This is a genomic window from Streptococcus mitis SK564 (assembly GCF_000148525.1).
Taxonomy (GTDB): Bacteria; Bacillota; Bacilli; order Lactobacillales; family Streptococcaceae; genus Streptococcus; species Streptococcus mitis_H.
Genome location: NZ_AEDU01000009.1, coordinates 81,216 through 100,637 on the forward strand (window position 1 = coordinate 81,216; position 19,422 = coordinate 100,637).

The window sequence follows — 19,422 nt, forward strand, 5'->3', positions numbered from 1 at the left end:
CTGTTGCTACTAGTTTAATTGTCATCCTTCAATACTTTCTAAATCTTTTAACTTAACCGAAACAATTTTTGAGACACCTGACTCTTGCATGGTCACTCCATAGATAGAATCAGCCGCTGCCATGGTTCCCTTACGGTGGGTTACGACGATGAACTGGCTGTCCTTGTCAAAGCGGTTGAGGTAATCCCCAAAACGCTTAACATTAGCTTCGTCCAGCGCAGCTTCTACCTCATCCAAGATGACAAAAGGAATGGTCTTGACACGAATAATGGAGAAAAGCAAAGCAAGAGCTGATAAGGCTTTTTCACCACCACTCATGAGGTTAAGAGACTGGATTTTCTTACCTGGAGGTTGAACAGAAATCTCAACCCCAGCTGTCAGCAGGTCTCCTTCAGTCAAAATGAGGTCCGCTTGACCTCCGCCAAACATCTGTTTGAAGGTCACTTTAAAGGACTCACGAATAGCTTCAAACGTTGATTTAAAGCGTTCCTTTACCTCATCATTCATCTCTGTGATGGTTTCAAGAAGCAGATTTTTCGCTGACAAAATATCATCTCGCTGGCTATTTAGGAAATCCAAACGGTTGTGGACTTCTTCGTACTGGTCAATAGCATCCAAATTGACAGGACCCAGTGAGCGAATAGCCTTCTCTAATTCCTGCACCTCTTGCTCTGCCAGATTGAGGTTTTTCAATTCATGTGCCTTTTCTAGTGCTTCAGTATAGCTAATCTGATACTGGTCTGTTAATTGACTTTGTAAATGGCGTAAGCGCTCGCTGACCTTTTCTTTCTTAGCTTCAGCACGTGTTTGCTTGCGAATCCACTCTTCATTCTGCTGGCGAGCCTGATCCAAATGACTAGCAATATCATCCAGTTGACCTTCAATATCATCCAACTCAAACTGCTTGCGAATTAAACCTTGTTGGAGGTTTGTTTTCTGAGTTTTAGCTTCTTCGGCCTGCTGACTGAGTAAATCCGTATCAACTTTCTCAAGATTGTCAACCTTTTCTTGAAGAAGGCGCTGAATTTCCTCTTGCTCGATATCTAAATTGTCCAATTCCTTGCCTAAACGTTCAATATCTGCAACTCCATAACGTTTTTGTCCTTGCAGTTCTGTCTTAAGCAAGCGAGCTTGCGCTACCTCTTCCTGCAAGTTTTGATAGCGTTCTTGGATAGCATTTTTGTTAGACTTAATTTCTTCAATCTCAGTTTCCAGATTTTGCTTGTCACTGGCAATGGTAGCAAGACGCTCTTGGCATTTTTCCTTATCTGCTTGCCAATCTCCGTCAGAAAGACGATTTAATTCCTCTTCTTGGAGTTTCCAAAGAGTTTCTAGTTCCTCAACTAGCTGACTGGTCTGCTGATAAGCGAGGGATAAGCCCTGCTCCTGAATACGAGCCTGCTCACCCTGAGATTTGATGGCTTCTAATCTTTCTGTCAGTCTAGCCACCTCCTCTTGCAAGGTCTTCAAACTCTCTTCATCTTTACGCAAGCTTGCTTCTTCTTCAGCAATTTCTTTTTGTAATTGCTCCAGTTCTGGCTTGATGAAGATACTATTATTCTGGCGATTGGCACCACCTGCATAAGAACCACCTGTGCGCAACTCTGTACCATCCAATGTCACCATACGAACCTGATAACGAACCTGGCGCGCTGCTGCACGCGCATGTTCTACGGTATCAAAAATCGCTGTCGTGGCTAGCAAGTTTTTGAAAATGGCTTCTAGTCTCTTATCAAACGACACCAACTCATCTGCCATCCCAAGAAAACCTGGGCTTGCAGCGATAGCATCTTGATTCTGGCTAGAAATCGTACGCGCCTTGATCGTTGTCAATGGAAGGAAGGTTGCACGACCGGCTCTGTTTCGTTTAAGGAAATCAATGGCTTTGGTTGCCGACTCTTCATCTTCTACGATGATATGCTGGCTGCTGGCTCCAAGCGCAATCTCTAGGGCAGTTTGATAATGCACATCAAAAGTCAGGTGCTCACTGACTGCACCAATAATCCCACCAAGGCGATCTTTTTCTTGGAGAACACTCTTAACACCTGCATAAAAGTTACTATGATTTCTCAGAATATTTTCCAAACTCTGAGCTCTGGCCTGCTTGTTTTTGAGATTATCCAGACGGTCAAATAGTTGACTTTGTTGAGCTTGATAGGAAGCTTTCTGCTCCTCTTGCTCCTTGGCAATAGCTTGATAATCGGCCAATAATTTTTGAACCTGCTCCTTGGCAGTTTCAAGCTCTTCTTTTTGCTGACTAGCCTTCTCTTTAGCTGTAGTCAGCTGTTCTTTCAGCTTTTCTAGTTGATCTGCTTGTTTTTGAGAAAGCTGACGACTATTTTCCAACTCGTTTTCGATACGGGTCAGCTGGTTTGAGACATCAGCTTCTTCTTGTAAAAGCGCCACAAAGCGTTCACGCAAAAGCTCAATCATCTGATCAGGATCATCTGAAAAAGCTAGCAATTCAGCTTCTAAACGATTGAGTTTTTGATTATTTTTGACTAGATTTTCCTCTAACAGAGTTAAAGAGCTTTCTTTATCAGATTTTTCTTGACTTAGTAAATTTCTCTTATCCTCCAAAGCAGCCAAACGAGCTTGTGCTTCCTGTTGATTCAGGGCTACTTGCTCAAATTCTAATTTCGATAGGGCTAATTTTCTCTCTAAATCACTAATCAGACTAGCCAAGTCCATCAAACTGCCCTGATCTTTGGTCATTTCAGCTTGTAAATCTTGGCGTTGCTTTTTAAGAGTTTGGTTTTCTTCTTCTAATTTTTCACGCTTTTGGTAATAGCTAGTTAAGAGTTCCTGAACCTGTGCCAACTCTTCTGCTGTCGAGTCTAGTTCAGCCTTATTTTCCTTGATTTGAGCAACAAGGACATCCAAGTAAATAGCCTTGCGTTTACCTTCCAAATCTAGAAACTTACGGGTATTTTCAGCTTGCTTCTCAAGAGGCTTGATTTGATTATCCAACTCGTAGATAATATCTTCTAGACGATCCAGATTATCCTGAGTTTGCTGCAGTTTACTCTCAGTTTCTTTTCTGCGAGTTTTGTATTTTAAAACTCCAGCAGCTTCTTCAAAAATAGCTCTGCGTTCCTCAGGCTTGGAGTTGAAAATCTCCTCAACCTTCCCTTGGGAAATGATGGAGAAGGAATCTCGTCCCAAACCTGTATCCAAGAAAAGATCATGAATATCACGCAGACGGACTTTCTTACCGTCAATCTTGTATTCGCTATCTCCGCTACGATAGATATGGCGTTCTACCCTGATTTCTTGACCAGCGTCCTTGATAAATCCGTCATGATTATCCAAAGTCACAACTACAGAAGCATAATTGAGCGGTTTGCGACTTTCTGTTCCAGCAAAAATGACGTCCGGCATCTTGCCCCCACGGAGACTCTTAACACTTGACTCCCCCAAAGCCCAACGCAGACTTTCTGTAATATTCGACTTTCCAGATCCATTGGGTCCAACAACTGCCGTCACACCTTGGTCAAAAACGACCTTGGTCTTGTCAGCAAAAGACTTGAATCCCTGAATTTCGATTTCCTTTAAATACATGAATCCAGCCCTTTCTCAACGGCATTTTTGGCAGCTTCTTGCTCTGCTAATTTCTTAGAACGACCTTGACCTTGACCAATGCTCTTGCCTTCAACAAGAACCTCTACATCAAAGACCTTATCATGGGCAGGACCCGTTTCAGAAATCACCTGATAACGAATAGCCACATCTCCATTGACCTGAAGTAACTCTTGGAGATGGGTTTTGTAGTCTGTAATCATCTCAAATTCGCCAGCTTCTACTTTTGGAATCATGACTTGATAGATAAATTCCTTGACCTTGGCCACATCCTTGTCCAAAAGGAGGGCACCAAGAAAGGCTTCAAAGGCATCACCAAGAATGGTGTCACGATTTCGTCCACCAGACTTTTCTTCCCCCTTACCCAGCTTGATAAATTGATCAAACTGGCAATCACGCGCAAAACCAGCCAAACTCTCCTCGCGGACAATCATGGCACGGAGTTTAGACAAGTCCCCCTCAGGCTTTTTAGGATATTTTTTATACAGATATTCTGAAATCAATAACTGTAGAACAGCGTCTCCTAAAAATTCCAAGCGCTCATTGTGTGAAATTTTTAAGAGGCGGTGCTCATTGGCATAACTCGTATGAGTAAAGGCAGTTTCCAGTAAATTTTTGTCTGCAAATTCGATTGCAAAATGGTTCTTTAGTACAGTTTGTAATTCTTTCATACCAACCTCTTTCTAACTGATAACAGTCCTTTTTATTATATCAAAAAAAGCCCCCTGAGTCACTTTAAAACGGGACTGGAAAGCATTTGGGAATTCTTTAAAAAGAGATTTTCAATTTTAAGGGCCAATTTAGGGCTGTGTAAAGAAAAAAGCCCTATTAAAGGCTTTTTTAGGATGTTTACATCCACCCTGAGGGAATCGAACCCCCATCTCAAGAACCGGAATCTTACGTGATATCCATTACACTAAGGGTGGAAACTTGTTTTATTATAACAGAAATTTGCTCTAATAACAAGTTTTTTTCTAGACGGATAGCCCATCTTAGTGGGAAGCATCCCCATTCCAGATTGAGTTTTTCACGATAACATAATCAACGTGTTTAAGGTCAGCAACCTGACGTCCACCTGCATAAGAAATAGCACTTTGAAGGTCTTGTTCCATCTCAGTTAAAGTGTCTTGCAGATGACCTTTGGCAGGAAGCAAGATACGTTTGCCTTCCACATTTTTGTAAGCACCTTTTTGATATTGTGAGGCTGAACCATAATATTCTTTGAACTGTTCACCATCGACTTCAATCGTTTTCCCTGGACTTTCGATGTGTCCTGCAAAGAGGGAACCAATCATAACCATGCTGGCACCGAAACGGATAGACTTAGCAATATCACCGTGAGTGCGAATCCCTCCATCAGCGATAATCGGTTTACGTGCAGCCTTAGCACACCAGCGTAGAGCAGCCAACTGCCAACCACCTGTACCAAAACCAGTCTTAACCTTGGTAATACAAACCTTACCAGGACCGATTCCGACTTTAGTAGCATCCGCACCAGCATTTTCCAATTCGCGCACCGCTTCTGGTGTTCCTACATTTCCAGCAATGACAAAGGTATCTGGCAATTCTTTCTTTATGTGTTGAATCATAGAAATCACGCTATCCGCATGACCATGAGCAATGTCAATCGTGATGTATTCTGGAGCGTCAGCCTTGAGCTGGCTAACAAACTCATATTCATAGTCCTTAACACCGACAGAAATGGAAGCAATGAGCCCTTGATCGTGCATGCGTTTAATAAAAGGAATGCGTCCTGCCTCATCAAAACGATGCATAATGTAGAAGTAACCCCCTTTAGCCAGTTGCTCTGCTACATTTTCATCCAAAATCGTCTGCATATTAGCTGGCACAACAGGTAGTTTAAAGGTGTGATTTCCTAGAGTGACACTTGTATCTGCTTCTGCACGGCTTTTAATCACACATTTATTTGGAATCAATTGAATATCTTCGTAATCAAAAATTGGAAATTCATTTAACATATCGATGTCTCGTTTCTTTTGTAATGACCTACCTATGCTTGCGCATCACTACGCCTTTTCCGGCGTATCCTTAATTAATTATAAATCAAAGTACAGTTTTTGTCAAATAATTTTATAAATTAAAATATAATGTTCGGATTTTGCTGTATAAATAACAATAAAAAGAGGAGAGATTATTTTCTCCCTACTTCTTTAGTAATATTATTTTTAAAAATTTCTTCGGAGTTTTCCATCATTTCACAAAATTCACTATAGGATGAAGACTTCTGAGGAATTTGGATAGACCATTTCTTTAACAAAGCTCCATAACCTGCTAGCTTTCCTATCTCATTATCAACAACCTTGTCCTTGCTCGGAAAAACAAGACCAGCCTTCTCAGCTTTCAAAATATAAGAATAGGAAATCAGCTGGAATAAGTCCTCACGGTTGATTCCCTTTTCAGTCAATTCCAGTTTTTTATATTTAGTATCTAAGACGATTTTTAACTCTTTATGATAAAAATCTGGATATACTTTTCTTTCACGATTAGAAAATACTGAAATACCGTCCGTCTTATCCTTATTTCTAGGATGTATGAAATCTTTTGGCAACAAGGTATGAACATATTCTTCCCAAAGCCAAGCAACATCAAAGAGAATGCCATGAATTTTTTGCTCTTGATATCCAAAACCGTGCTTTTCTCTGTTTAATATCATCAGACAAAGTTCTTGCAATTTTCTGTACTCTCGAAAGTAGGCATGACGAAGAGGTTTTGTTTGATTTAGTCTTATAATCTTAGCACGATCAGCTTGTTTATACGAAGGTGTTACACGAATTATTTCTGTAATATTTTCACGATTAGTATAAATGATGCCTCTTCCTAGAGATTTTTGATTTTTAATGTACTCGATAGTATGACGAATCAGCTGCATCATCGGATTGTCATAAGTAAATTCTCTTGTAGTATAAGCAATATTACCTGTGAAAGGAAGATTTTTCTTGAGATGATTTACTACATCAATCACTCCCTTGATATGACTATCATTATGGGAAAACCTCTGGTATTCCTTATAAAGTCCCTTTCGCATAGCAGCTTCCAAATACTTTGGAAAGAGGTAGATTAAAAGCTGATAGAGTCTTTCCTCGCGCGATAAAACAACATCCAAACTAGTGAGATTGATATTTAGAACTTTCTGCAATAGATAATGCAAAAAATAGTCATCACTTTTACTCGAAAAGCGAGAAGAAATGGTTAATCTCTCCTGACCACACCCCAGAAATCCAATCACATTCCCTGTCTTAATTTTCTGATTGACTGTTTCCAAAATCTTTTGGTCCTTATCCAAATCAGGAGAATTTTTCAGGTCGTTTGGAAATATAAAGATACTATCTTCTTGAGAAAGATTATCTAGAGTTCTATCTAAAAGAACTTGACTAATTTTAGGATATTCTGTGATAAACTCTTCTTTGTTTAAGGCCTGTTGATTGTCAGTTAACTGCATCGTCATCACCAATATCTTGCTGATTTCTCAAATCATATGCTTTTTTCAAAGTATTCAGTATTTCGTCTTCTTCATAAGAACCACGTAAGTAATCTTCCAAAAGTGGTTTGAGATAATCAGACCAGAGTAATTCATAATCATAATCCAATTCTTTTAAATTACGGAAATAACTTGGTCCGATATGATAATGACTGTTTAGCTCCTGAACATTTTCGATAGCAACATTCAAGTTCCTTAGTCGAGTTTTAGCTTCTTCAGCATGCTCACCTAGTTTTTCATCAAGGATGTATAGTTGGCTTTCAGCAGTAACTTCAACAAAACGGAAACGACGACGCATAGCAAAATCAAATGTATCCACTGATCGGTCAATATCATTCATGGTTCCTATAATATAGACATTCTCAGGAATATAAAACTTGTCATCACTTTCGTGTAGATTGGCATATTGGGTAGAAACTTCCCCATCTCTACCACGATAGCCAGGGTCGATAGAGAAAAAGAGCTCCCCAAAAATCTTAGAAATCTCACCACGGTTGATTTCATCGATGATGAAAACGAATTTCTTATCTGTGTTGATCGTTGGAGACACATAATCACATAAGCCATAACTTTCTTTCATGTGATCTAAAACGATTTTTTGATAAGTTTCGTACTTTAACTTAGTTTCCTCACCCTTGTACAAAAGATACACTTTTTCTTTGGTAGCAACAGGAGAATCAAACTTCACATTCCCTTGACTATTTAAACTGGCTGGAACCGAACTACGAGGGAAGAAATATTGTCCTTGCTTTTCATTGATAGCATCCGTTAGCTTAGCCCACGTTTCTTCAAAATTATCTTGACCTCCAGTCTTCTGAGCTTCTTTTGCCTTCTGGCAAAACTCTTTAAAAATACCATCTTGTAATTTAAACTCAATAGCTCCATCCCCATTTGATACTGGTCTCAACCCCTCCACAAAATCTGTATAATCATAGGAAGGGTGAAATTGTACAAAGCCAATTTGATCTTCATTACCACCCGTTAGCTCTGCCGCTATTTCTTTAGCAAGATAAGTTTTTCCTGTACCAGGTGCACCACGGAGAATGAGGTTTTTGGATTGCAATAAAATATTTTTATATTTGTTAATATTTTCTAACATGTTTACATCTTTTTTCTCTTTTTTCACATAGAAACTAGTAAAATTGTCGTAAAACTCTTTTAAAATATCATTAGGTTCCGCGGTTGATTCCAATTCTAAATCTTTGACAAGGTATTTATAACCTAAATCTTCATCTTGATTATTACTGTACCATTTTACTATTTTAAATTCTGTGAGTTTAAATCTCTGAAAACCACATCTTATATTTATCCATGAGTTATCAATGTCACTCAATCGATAACCAAAATAAGGTGATTTAATATATCCATTACCACTCCTTGGACCAAAATGACCTGTGTTAAGCATTTCAACTTTGTATGGAATACCTTCGATGGTTAGAGCAGGATAAATATGTTCAGCTCCATCTAATTTTTGAGAACGTTTCATTTCTATATCTTTCGAATTATAGATATTTGATTGATTCACAAATTTAGACAAAAATTCTCTGAAGACTTTATAACACTCTGAGTTAGTTCCAGTTTTTACAAACTCATAAGATTTATTTATAAAAGGTAAAATCTCGTCTAATGAATTTTCATCCTCAATAAAATACTCAGCATCAAGTGTCCAACCGAATGAATCAGGCTTCTTATTAAACAACAAAATATCTGAATTATGAAGACTCTTAGAGAGAACGGCAATCTTTATTCCTTTATTTTGAAAATTAATCTCTATAAAATTTTGTAACTTCCCTTTCCTATTTTTAACCTGAAAAGAAATATAACTTTTTGTTTGATTTTCAATTGCATCTGGGAATTCTTTTTTTATCCTGTCAATGAAAGTTTGTTTTGAAACCATTGTGTTTTCCTTGCTTATTAAAAATTTATTGTTAGACTTAAATTATATTTGTTTCGTTCAAAGTAAGATATTTTACTTTGCAGAAACTACATTCTATTAATATATTCTACATCTAGCATATCATATCTATCAAAAAAAGAAAAGAATTTCTAAAGAAAAAGCCTAGTGTAGAGTGGGATATTCACTCTTAACACTAGACTTATTTTTTATCTTAATAATACTCGCCTTGGCGGTAGTCCCATGAGTTAAAGGTGTCTGACAGATGCATCATAATCTTATCAATGTCAAGCCCTTTGCGGATTACAACTGGAGCTGGTGAAGTTGAGCGTGCCCCTCCTTGTTCTGGGATGAGTTTGCCGTCTTTATCGACCATAGAGACCATCACACCTTGCTCGTAGCGAGTTTCAATCGTTTTGTCAGGTTGGATTGATGCTACATAGTCGTCTGCCTCGATGACAAGGTCCACTGCCCCTTCGATGCGTTCTCCGATACCTTCTACCTTACCTCGGTTTCCTTTTCCAGATGGGTTTGCAGATGAGGCGTAGACCATCTTGCCCTCTTCCCAAAGTTTGGCAGCCAATTGTTCACCAGCTTTCCCAAATTTGATAACGAAACAGCTAGTACCACGCACGTCAGTCATAAGTTCTTCACGGCCATCACCGTATGCTTTGAGTTTTTCAAAAGCTTCTGGTTTCCAAGGAAGGATACAACCAAGAAGAATGTCTTCGTCCCAATGTTTTTGGTAAAAGGCTTCAATTTCTGGGTTGAGTTGTGCTAAAGCGCGAAGCTCATCCATGCTACCACAGAGAACCACACCTGGTTTGTTACGGTTACGTTCTTTGGCTTCAAACTTACGTTCAAGACCTGCCTTGTCACTAGTCATGATAATGTAGCCAACTTTAGTAGGGCAAACGATACAACCGCCCTCACCTTTTAAAATGTCATAGCCTTCTTGTGAAAGTGTTCCCTTCCATTGAATGTGTTTTGTCATAGTTCTATTTCCTTTTCTAATTTTCTTCTAATCCTGCCAGTAGGCTGGTCGTTGTTTTTCATAGGCAGCAATCAAATCCTCATACTGCAAGGTAATACCGATATCATCTAAACCATTTAAGAGCTTGTGTTTCCACTCGCTATCGATTTCAAACGTGAATTCTCCAACTGGTGAGATGATTTTTTGTTGTTCCAAGTCCACAGTTACCTGGTCAGTCGGTTGTAGCTGGGCTAGTTTCTCTCTAACCTCTCTAGGCTGTACAATAGGCAACATGCCATTATTGAGTTCATTATTGTAATGAATATCACCGAAAGACCCTGCAATCACGACCTTAAAACCATAGTCCGCTAGAGCCCAAGCAGCGTGTTCCCTCGAAGACCCTGCCCCAAAGTTATCCCCTGAGATGAGAATACTAGCCTTGCGGTATTCAGGTCGGTTAAAGACAAAATCAGGATCCTCAGTGTAGTTATCGTCCAGATAACGCCAAGCATACATAAGGTACTTACCAAAGCCTTTTTTATCAATTAACTTGAGAAACTGCTTGGGTAGGATTTGGTCGGTGTCGATGTTATCATTCATGAGAGGAACGGTCGTTCCTGTATAAACTGTAAATTTCTCCATATCCTCTCCTTACTGGGCTTCTGGCATTTGCCGAACATCTACAAAGCGCCCTGCGATAGCCGCTGCTGCTGCCATGGCTGGACTACAGAGATGTGTCTTAGCACCAAAGCCTTGTCTGTCTTCAAAGTTGCGGTTGCTGGTTGAGGCGCAGTGGACACCATCAGGCACCTTATCAGGATTCATCCCTAGGCACATTGAGCAACCTGGGTCTCTCCACTCAAAACCAGCATCTAGGAAAACTTTATCCAAGCCCAATTTCTCCGCAGCTCGTTTGACAGGACGAGATCCTGGAACTACGATAGCTGTTAGATTAGGGGCTATTTTCTTCCCTTTAACAAATCGCGCAGCCAGTTGCAAATCGCTGAGACGAGCATTGGTACAAGAGCCGATAAAGATATAGCCTAGTTCAATATCCGCTGGCTTTTGACCTGGTGCCAAGTCCATGTAATTGTAAGCCCGCTCATCATTCATATCCTTAATTTCTGGGAAACTACTGTCAAAGTCAACACCCATAGCAGGATTGGTCCCCCAGGTCACCATGGGAGCCAAGTCTGAGACATCCATCCGGATAACCTTATCGTAAACGGCATCATCATCACTGACAAGGGTCTTCCAATCCGCCACAGCCTCTTCAAAGTCCTCTGGAACACATTCGCGTCCCTTGAGATAGTCATAAGTCGTCTGATCTGGGTTCATGATTCCCATCTTAGAGCCAAACTCGATGGACATATTGCAGATGGTCATTCGCTCTTCCATGCTCAATCCATCAATAGCTTGTCCACGATATTCCACGACATAACCAACACCACAGGCAACACCGTATTTAGCAATTAAGGAGAGAATATAATCCTTAGAATAAACTCCCTTTTGAGGAATTCCTGTGAATTCCACCAGCATTTTCTTGGGTTTGACCTGCCAGAGGGTCTGTGTAGCAAAAACATGCTCCACCTCACTGGTCCCAATTCCAAAGGCGATTGCTCCGAAAGCTCCGTGGGTTGCTGTATGGCTATCTCCGCATACTATGAATTTCCCCGGTTGGGTCCGTCCTGTCTCTGGACCCACCATGTGCACGATTCCCTGTTTTTCAGAACCGTGAGCCGCATGCTCAATTCCAAACTCCTCAACATTTTCAGCCAGCTTATCAATTTGAGCCTTGGAAATGACATCTCGAATATCGTAGATATTGACAGTTGGGACGTTGTGGTCAAAGGTTCCAAATGTCAAGTCTGGTCGTCTTAATCTGCGACCTGCGTCTCGCAATCCTTGAAAAGCCTGTGGACTGGTCACTTCGTGAATATAGTGCTGGTCCACATACATGAGTTGGGGCTGACCCTCTTCTCCTGTGATGACATGACGGTCCCATAATTTATCAAAAATCGATTTTCCTGCCATCCATTACCTCCAAATAACATATAAGACTACTAGTGTGGCCACCATCCCCAGAAACCAAACCGTTTTAAAGTACCATTTTCTAGTCTTGTGATGAAAAGTGATTCCTGCTAACCAAGCACCAAAACCACCACAAGTAAAGGCTAAAATGAGTAAGATTTTCTCTGGGATGCGCCAAGTTCTTCTCCTTGCCTTGAATTTGTCAATGCCATAAATCAAGAAAATGATGACATTCCACATCAAGAGAACTAGAGTCATTTTTTCGTCTAACTTCATAACCTTGCAATAATGGCTTCTGTCATTTCCTTGGTCGAAGCCTGACCTCCTATATCTCTCGTTAAAATACCAGCCGCCAAACTTGCCTCAACAGCACGCTCGATACGCTCCGCATCTTCATAACATCCAAAGCTATCTCTCAACATCATGGCCACTGATAAAATCATGGAAATGGGATTGGCAATTCCTTGACCTGCTATATCTGGTGCTGAACCGTGAATGGGTTCATAGAGACTTGGGCCATTTTCAGAATGACTAGCTGATGGCATGACCCCAAGTGTACCAGATAGAACACTCGACTCATCCGAGAGAATATCACCAAAAAGATTCTCCGTCACGATAACATCAAACTTAGCAGGATTGGTAATCATGAGCATGGCAGCTGAGTCCACCAACTGGTGTTCCAAGGACACATCTGGAAAATCCTGCGCGACTTCCTCAGCCACTTTCCGCCAGAGTTTTGAGGTAGCTAGAACATTTTGCTTATCGATGCTAGTAACTAACTTTCTCCTTCCTCTTGCAATTTCAAAGGCTTTACGAATAATTCGCTCCACTTCCTCATAACTATAGTCGTTAATATCACGCGCTTTACGCTCTTCAAGGATATGATCTCCGAAATAGATTCCGCCTGTCAACTCACGTACCACAACAAAGTCTACACCAGCAATTCGTTCCGGTTTGAGAGGTGACAAATGCTTGAGACTATCAAAAATTTTTACTGGGCGAATATTGGCATAGAGATTGAGTTCCTTACGTAGAGCCAGCAAGCCTTGTTCAGGCCGAACCACTGCCCCATCATACTGAGGACTCCCGATAGCCGCTAGGAGAATGGCATCTGCTTCTCTACTTGCCTTGAGGGTTTCAGCTGGTAAGGGATGACCCGCTGCATCAATACCTGCACCTCCAAAAGGTCGTCTGTCTATTTCATAATCAAAACCTGTTTTTTTAGCTAGAGACTCCAGAACTTCTAAACCAGCCTCCATGATTTCTGGGCCGATTCCATCCCCTGCTAGAGCTACTATTTTCTTTATCATAGCATTCTCCTTTACACACTAGGCATATCGCGATAGGAAACGCTACGTCCCATCTCACCAGCATTCTCTTTTTGAACAAAGGTATTGGCATTGATGTAGGCAATAGCCGAAGCCTTCAACACATCAAAATCAAGACCTGCTGCGTTAAAGATGGTTTCTGTATCTCTGTTTTCAACAGTGACCAAGACCCGAGCTTGGGCATCGATTCCATCTGTCACCGCATCAATAGTGTAGGATAGCAAGCGAACAGATTGATTGAAGAACTTGTCGATAGCATTGAAGATAGCCTCAACAGAACCTTGCCCTGTCGCATTAAATTCGACCTTCTCACCATCCATATTGGCTAAGCTAACGAGAGCTTCAATGTCATTATCTTCATGAGTTTGAAGTTGTAAATCATCAAAATGGAAACCTTCTGGATTTTCAACCATGGTTCCAGCTACCAGCGCACGAATATCGGCATCTGTGATTTCTTGTTTCTTATCTGCCAGTATCTTGAATTTAGCAAAGAGTGACTGGATATCCTCTTCTGTAAAGTCTAGTGCTAATTCTCTTAGTTTTTCAACAAAGGCATGGCGACCAGACAATTTTCCAAGCGGAAGGCTATTACTCTTAACACCGACCAATTCAGGAGTGATGATCTCATAAGTAAGAGGATTTTTAAGGACTCCGTCTTGGTGAATACCAGATTCGTGAGAGAAGGCATTGCCACCAACCACAGCCTTGTTTTTAGAAACTGGAATACCAGAGAAGCGAGAAACCATTTCAGAAGTATTAATCGTTTCGTTTAGAACAATGCTGATCTCTGCTTGGTAGTAATCTTGGCGAATGTTAAGGGCTACTGCAATTTCTTCCAAAGCAGCATTCCCAGCTCTTTCACCTATTCCGTTGATAGTTCCTTCGACTCGTCCTGCACCATTCTTGACGGCAGCAAGGCTATTAGCCACTGCCATTCCGAGGTCATCGTGACAGTGAGGCGAGTAAATAATCTGACGATCCGTTTTAACATTCTCAATCAAGTATTTGAAGATACTACCATATTCCTCTGGTGTGGTAAAACCTACCGTGTCAGGGATATTGATATAAGTAGCCCCTGCATCTACTGCTGTCTGAACAACTTGCAAGAGGAAATCCAACTCCGTTCTGGTCGCATCTTCAGGAGAAAATTCAACCACTTCAAACTTAGAACGTGCATAGGAAACATGCTCTCTAATAGCTTCCAAAATTTCTTCTTTGCTCTTATTGAGCTTATACTTGCGGTGAATCGGACTGGTAGCTATAAAGACGTGAACCTGTGGATACTTGGCATCCTTGAGGGCTTCATAACAAGCATCGATATCAGACTTGACAGAACGTGCCAAACCAGTCACCGCCGTTTTCTTCAAGACCTTGGCAATCTCCTGCACTGCTGTGAATGAGTCTGGACTAGCAGCTGGAAAACCAGCTTCGATGGCTGAAACACCCCATTTCTCTAGCTGCCTTGCAATGGCAATTTTTTCCTTGATTGAAAAGTTAACACCTGGTGTCTGCTCTCCATCCCGAAGACTGGTATCTAAAAATTCAACTGTTCTCATGCGATTTCCCCTTTTCCAAATTTGATTGTAAAAAAACATCTCGCTCGGAATCCCAAGCGAGATGTTGATTCACTCCCGCTTGGTAAGCCAAACAGGACTAATGCTTTTTGCACTAGCCCGAGTACCTCAACAACAAAGCAAATTGATTAAACTTAGCTGTTTTCATGTTTGACTTTCTCCTTCGTTTGATATCTTGTTTAGTATTTTAGCATAGACAAAACTACTTGTCAAGAAAAAATCCAATATTTTCTGAAAATTTCTTCAGTATAGAATATTTAGCTAATTGAAAGTTCTTGAAAACCCTTGAAATATTTCATTTTTTAGAGGTTAAGCTCCAACTTTTCTCTATCAATTCTAGCACCTCTTCATCTGAAAACGTATCATCAAAAGCCACACTAATCCAGTAGCGTTTGTTCATATGAAAGGCTGGATAAATGCCCTTTTTTAAAAGCAAGTCAGCTACTTGATCATGTTTGAGGTTGACTGCTTCCACTAATCCTTCTCTCCCCTTTTCCAGCTTATCCCAAGAGATTCTCATCAAAACAGCATACCACTTTTGATTGCCTTCATGTCTTAACACTGCCGTATCAGGCGATTTCTCCCACAGATACTCCAACTGGTTAGCATACTTTTCCTGAACCTGAGCCATGATTCGCTTAGTCTGAGGACAGATAAAATCCTGTACCTCAAAACAAGCCTTCCGAATCTGGTAAAGAATCTCCAGACAAGCTTCACGGACACTTGCAACAAAACTTCCTTTAAAGCTTTCCATATGGACTTGTGGATAGAGGTCACCGGTTTCCTGGTCAAAGACTTGAAAACTCACATTATCAGCAGTGATGGACACAGTCATGACAAAGTCACCCTGCAAAATCTGGCAACTATAGGTCCAGACTCCACTATTTTCTACAAAACCATAGGCACGAGCCTTTTCTTGATTAAACTGATAGGATTTAAAAATTTCAAACATAAGTGAAAACTGCTACCCAAAGCTAGCAGTTCCTTTCTATTTTTTAAAAGACAACCTTAGTACCATGCAATTGTGCTACACCCAGCTGGTCGATAAAGGTTTGACGGTTGTCAAGGTCAATCCCCCCACCTGGTAGAATTTCAATCTTACCTTTAGCATGCTCCAAAATTCTGTGATAGTGAGCAAAACGTTTTTCTAAGGAGTCACCAGACACACCAGCACGAGTTAGGATACGGGTGACACCGGCTTGGCTAAGCCAGTCAATAGCTTCCAACTGGTCTTCATCACTCAATTCATCAAAGGCCATGTGAAAGACAATTTCCATTCCTTTTGATGCAGTAATTAACTTTTCAAGATTAGGTTTATCCAACTTCTTATCAGCAGTTAAGGCTCCAAATACAACTCCTTGACTTCCAGCCTGAGTAGCCAACCGAATGTCTTCTAACATAATTGCAATTTCTAGTTCATTATAGACAAAGTCGCCACCACGTGGACGAATCATGGTCATGATGGTCGTATCGTAGTTAGCTGCCAATTCAACCGCTGCCTTGGTTACTCCATAGCTGGGAGTTGTCCCACCAACTGCTAGATTGTCACAAAGTTCAATTCGACGAGCTCCATCCTCCATCGCTTTTTCAAGCAAGGTCACATTTTCAGCACAAAATTCGTAAATCATTTAATTCTCCTTGAGTATTACTTTGAATTTATTATATCATATTGTTGTGAATTTGCTTTCATTTTTATCAAGGGAAATAACTACTATTTTAACTATTCTTTGTCTGGAATGACCTTGAAGAGATAATAGGTAATAAAGATGGTCAAGGCTCCTAGACCGATTTTGACCGGTAAAAGAGGGGCAAAATAAATAGAAATTCCCATCAAGATGTAGATAGAAACGATGATTTTTTTCTTACGTTCACGCGCAATAGATCTAGTCTCGCGAAAATCAGCTACATATGCTTGATAGAGCTTGGTATGATACAACCAATCTTCGAAGCGCTTGGAACTTCTGGAGAAACAAGCAATAGACAACAAAAGGAAAGGCGTTGTCGGCAACAAAGGTAAAACAACCCCAACAATAGCCAAGGCTAGTGATAAAAAACCAATAATAAGATAAATAATACGCATAACTTCTCCTAGTTAATACTCTTCGAAAATCTCTTCAAACTGCGTCAACGTCGCCTTGACGTAGGTATGGTTCCTGACTTCGTCAGTCTTATCTGCAACCTCAAAGCAGTGCTTTGAGCAACCTGCGGTTAGTTTCCTAGTTTGCTCTTTGATTTTCATTGAGTATAAAATAATCTTCTTCTAGTTTCGCATAAAATGATGAATTTTGTCAAGCTCCAACCAAAAAGAGCCTGAAATTAACTTTCAGGGCTCTCCTCTTATTTAATCTTTTCTTCTTCGTAATCACCCTTGCTACAAACAACCTGCTTGCCACCACCACGGACTTTTTTCTCCATGAGGAAGTTGCCACATTTTGGACAGTCACGACCAACAGGCTTATCCCAAGAGGTAAATTCACAGTCTGGATAGCGATTGCAACCATAGAAAAGGCGGTTACGTTTTGTTTTACGCTCAATGATTTGTCCCTGATGACAGCTTGGACACTCTACGCCGATTTCTTTCACGATTGCTTGGGTATGACGGCAATCTGGGAAATTGCTACAAGCGTAGAACTTACCAAAACGACCAAGTTTAATGACCATTGGACTGCCACACACTTCACAGTCAAATCCAGCTGGTTCATCCTTGATCTGGATTTTTTCCATTTCTTCTTCAGCCTTGGCGACTTCTTTAGAGAATGGTTTGTAAAAGGCATCTATAACACGTTGCCACTGCTCTTTTCCGACTTCGACATCATCCAGTTTTCCTTCCATTTCAGCTGTGAAGGTCACGTTTACGATATCTGGGAAATATTCAACGATGAGCTTGTTAACAATTTCTCCCAACTCTGTCGGTTCAAAGCGTTTGGCTGCAAGGCGAACATAATAACGTTTCTGAATAGTTTCAATGGTCGGTGCGTAGGTTGACGGACGTCCAACCCCATTTTCCTCCAAGGTCTTAATCAATGTCGCTTCAGAATAACGAGCAGGCGGTTGAGTGAAATGTTGCTCTGGTTTGCTATTCACCTGCTTAACCACATCTCCAACAGCCATATCTGGTAACATCTTATTCTTATCAGAATCATTATAAATAGCAAGATAACCATCAAACTTAACCTGACTACCATTAGCAGCAAATTGAACCCCATTTTGAGACAATTTAACAGCCATGGTATCAAAGACAGCAGCTGTCATCTGGCTCGCCACAAAACGATTCCAGATAAGGGTATAAAGCTTGAGCTGATCCTTGTCCAGATACTTAGCGATGCTTTCCGGTGTATTAAAGACACTTGACGGACGAATAGCCTCATGGGCATCCTGAGCACCTGATGCATTTTTCACCTTGCTACCATGCTTAGAATACTTGCTACCAAAACGGTCTGTAATGAAGCTTGCTGCCTCATTTTGCGCCACTGGACTGATACGAGTTGAATCGGTACGCATATAGGTAATCAAACCTTGGACACCAGAACCGATATTAATCCCCTCATAGAGCTGTTGGGCAACCATCATGGTCTTTCGAGTACGGAAATTGATTTTATTAGCCGCATCCATCTGCATAGATGAAGTGGTATAGGGTAATGGAGCATTGCGTTTACGCTCTTTCTTATCCACCTGATCCACTGAAAAATCTTTGCTAGTCAGACGAGACAAGACTTCCTTGACCTCATCATTGCTAGTCAGTTTCATCTTTTTACCATCTACTCCATAGAAGGAAGCCTGAAATTGCTTGGTTCCCTTTTTAAAAACAGCATCAATTGTCCAGTATTCTTCTGGCTGGAAGGCATTGATTTCATTCTCACGATCAATGATTAACTTAAGCGCAATAGACTGAACGCGACCTGCTGATAAGCCTTTCTTGACCTTCTTCCACAAAATAGGCGAAATCGAATAGCCTACCAAGCGGTCTAGGACACGACGAGCCTGTTGGGCATCAACCAAGTCCATATCAATCTTGCGAGGTTCTTTAAAAGCATTTTTGACAGCATCTTTGGTGATTTCATTGAAGACCACACGGTTGGCATCATTTTCATCCAAGTTGAGAATGTGGGCCAAATGCCAAGAAATCGCTTCTCCTTCACGGTCCGGGTCACTTGCCAGAAAGACTTTATTAGCTTTTTTGGCTTCTTTTTTCAAGTCATTGATAAGAGGACCTTTTCCTCGGATATTGATATATTGCGGTTCATAATTATTTTCAATATCGACGGACATACTGGATTTCTTCAAATCACGGATATGCCCGACACTGGCTAAAACCTTGTAGTTTCTGCCTAGATATTTTTCAATCGTCTTAGCCTTAGCAGGCGACTCCACGATGACTAGATTTTTTTTAACTGTTGATTTTTTCTTTTTTGTTGCCGTAGCCACAGTATCACACCTTTTCAAAGTAATAAACTTTATAAAGTGTAAACCATTTTGCCATAACTGTCAAGACTTAGCTCCAATATATAGAAGAAAAGTTTGTCTAGTAAGCGGACTTTCTTCTT

Annotated in this window: 16 protein-coding genes and 1 tRNA gene; all 17 read right to left on the minus strand. The window is 40.7% G+C overall.

Annotated elements, in window-relative coordinates:
* Positions 1 to 21 precede the first annotated feature (21 nt).
* The 17 genes from smc to topA all read right to left on the minus strand — a co-directional run bounded on the left by smc (position 22) and on the right by topA (position 19,303).
* A complete protein-coding gene (gene smc / locus SMSK564_RS06810) occupies positions 22 to 3,561 on the minus strand; it encodes a chromosome segregation protein SMC (protein WP_000280951.1) in 3,540 nt (1,179 codons plus the stop codon).
* Entirely contained in the window at positions 3,552 to 4,250 is a 699-nt protein-coding gene (gene rnc, locus SMSK564_RS06815; protein WP_000661487.1) for a ribonuclease III, read from the minus strand. Before rnc ends, smc begins: the two co-directional genes overlap by 10 nt.
* 183 nt (positions 4,251 to 4,433) lie before the next feature.
* A tRNA-Arg gene (locus tag SMSK564_RS0102255) sits at positions 4,434 to 4,505 on the minus strand.
* Positions 4,506 to 4,571: 66 nt separating this feature from the next.
* Complete coding sequence (locus tag SMSK564_RS06820; protein WP_000931173.1) at positions 4,572 to 5,558, minus strand: GMP reductase; 987 nt, start codon at positions 5,556 to 5,558, stop codon at positions 4,572 to 4,574.
* 173 nt (positions 5,559 to 5,731) lie between these two features.
* Positions 5,732 to 7,039: an McrC family protein gene (locus SMSK564_RS0102260; RefSeq protein ID WP_001177513.1), complete on the minus strand. Its 1,308-nt coding sequence runs from the start codon at positions 7,037 to 7,039 to the stop codon at positions 5,732 to 5,734.
* Complete coding sequence (locus SMSK564_RS06825; protein ID WP_000253879.1) at positions 7,026 to 8,975, minus strand: McrB family protein; 1,950 nt, start codon at positions 8,973 to 8,975, stop codon at positions 7,026 to 7,028. Before SMSK564_RS06825 ends, SMSK564_RS0102260 begins: the two co-directional genes overlap by 14 nt.
* A gap of 211 nt (positions 8,976 to 9,186) precedes the next feature.
* A complete protein-coding gene (locus SMSK564_RS06830; protein WP_000160496.1) occupies positions 9,187 to 9,966 on the minus strand; it encodes an L-threonylcarbamoyladenylate synthase in 780 nt (259 codons plus the stop codon).
* 27 nt (positions 9,967 to 9,993) lie between these two features.
* A complete protein-coding gene (leuD, locus tag SMSK564_RS06835) occupies positions 9,994 to 10,587 on the minus strand; it encodes a 3-isopropylmalate dehydratase small subunit (RefSeq protein ID WP_000410642.1) in 594 nt (197 codons plus the stop codon).
* Positions 10,588 to 10,596: 9 nt separating this feature from the next.
* Positions 10,597 to 11,979: a 3-isopropylmalate dehydratase large subunit gene (gene leuC / locus SMSK564_RS06840; RefSeq protein ID WP_000907560.1), complete on the minus strand. Its 1,383-nt coding sequence runs from the start codon at positions 11,977 to 11,979 to the stop codon at positions 10,597 to 10,599.
* Between the two features lie 3 nt (positions 11,980 to 11,982).
* Positions 11,983 to 12,252 carry a DUF1294 domain-containing protein gene (locus tag SMSK564_RS0102270; RefSeq protein ID WP_000762448.1) on the minus strand — a complete coding sequence of 90 codons (270 nt, stop codon included), beginning with the start codon at positions 12,250 to 12,252 and terminating at the stop codon, positions 11,983 to 11,985.
* Positions 12,249 to 13,286, minus strand: coding sequence for a 3-isopropylmalate dehydrogenase (leuB, locus tag SMSK564_RS06845; protein ID WP_000592050.1), 1,038 nt, complete (start codon positions 13,284 to 13,286; stop codon positions 12,249 to 12,251). The genes SMSK564_RS0102270 and leuB overlap by 4 nt, the downstream gene beginning before the upstream one ends.
* 11 nt (positions 13,287 to 13,297) lie before the next feature.
* The gene (locus SMSK564_RS06850) at positions 13,298 to 14,860 is read right to left on the minus strand and encodes a 2-isopropylmalate synthase (RefSeq protein WP_001261092.1); all 1,563 of its coding nucleotides are present in this window, start codon (positions 14,858 to 14,860) and stop codon (positions 13,298 to 13,300) included.
* Between the two features lie 313 nt (positions 14,861 to 15,173).
* A complete protein-coding gene (locus tag SMSK564_RS06855) occupies positions 15,174 to 15,830 on the minus strand; it encodes an MmcQ/YjbR family DNA-binding protein (RefSeq protein WP_000461594.1) in 657 nt (218 codons plus the stop codon).
* Positions 15,831 to 15,873: 43 nt separating this feature from the next.
* Positions 15,874 to 16,506 (minus strand): copper homeostasis protein CutC, encoded by a 633-nt coding sequence (locus tag SMSK564_RS06860; RefSeq protein ID WP_000638767.1) that lies wholly within the window; start codon positions 16,504 to 16,506, stop codon positions 15,874 to 15,876.
* A gap of 92 nt (positions 16,507 to 16,598) precedes the next feature.
* Complete coding sequence (locus SMSK564_RS06865; RefSeq protein ID WP_001220353.1) at positions 16,599 to 16,958, minus strand: YbaN family protein; 360 nt, start codon at positions 16,956 to 16,958, stop codon at positions 16,599 to 16,601.
* A 12-nt stretch (positions 16,959 to 16,970) separates the two neighbouring features.
* Positions 16,971 to 17,117 (minus strand): hypothetical protein, encoded by a 147-nt coding sequence (locus tag SMSK564_RS13635; RefSeq protein ID WP_000693519.1) that lies wholly within the window; start codon positions 17,115 to 17,117, stop codon positions 16,971 to 16,973.
* A gap of 98 nt (positions 17,118 to 17,215) precedes the next feature.
* Positions 17,216 to 19,303, minus strand: a complete 2,088-nt coding sequence (topA, locus tag SMSK564_RS06870; protein WP_000179657.1) for a type I DNA topoisomerase — start codon at positions 19,301 to 19,303, stop codon at positions 17,216 to 17,218.
* Positions 19,304 to 19,422 lie beyond the last annotated feature (119 nt).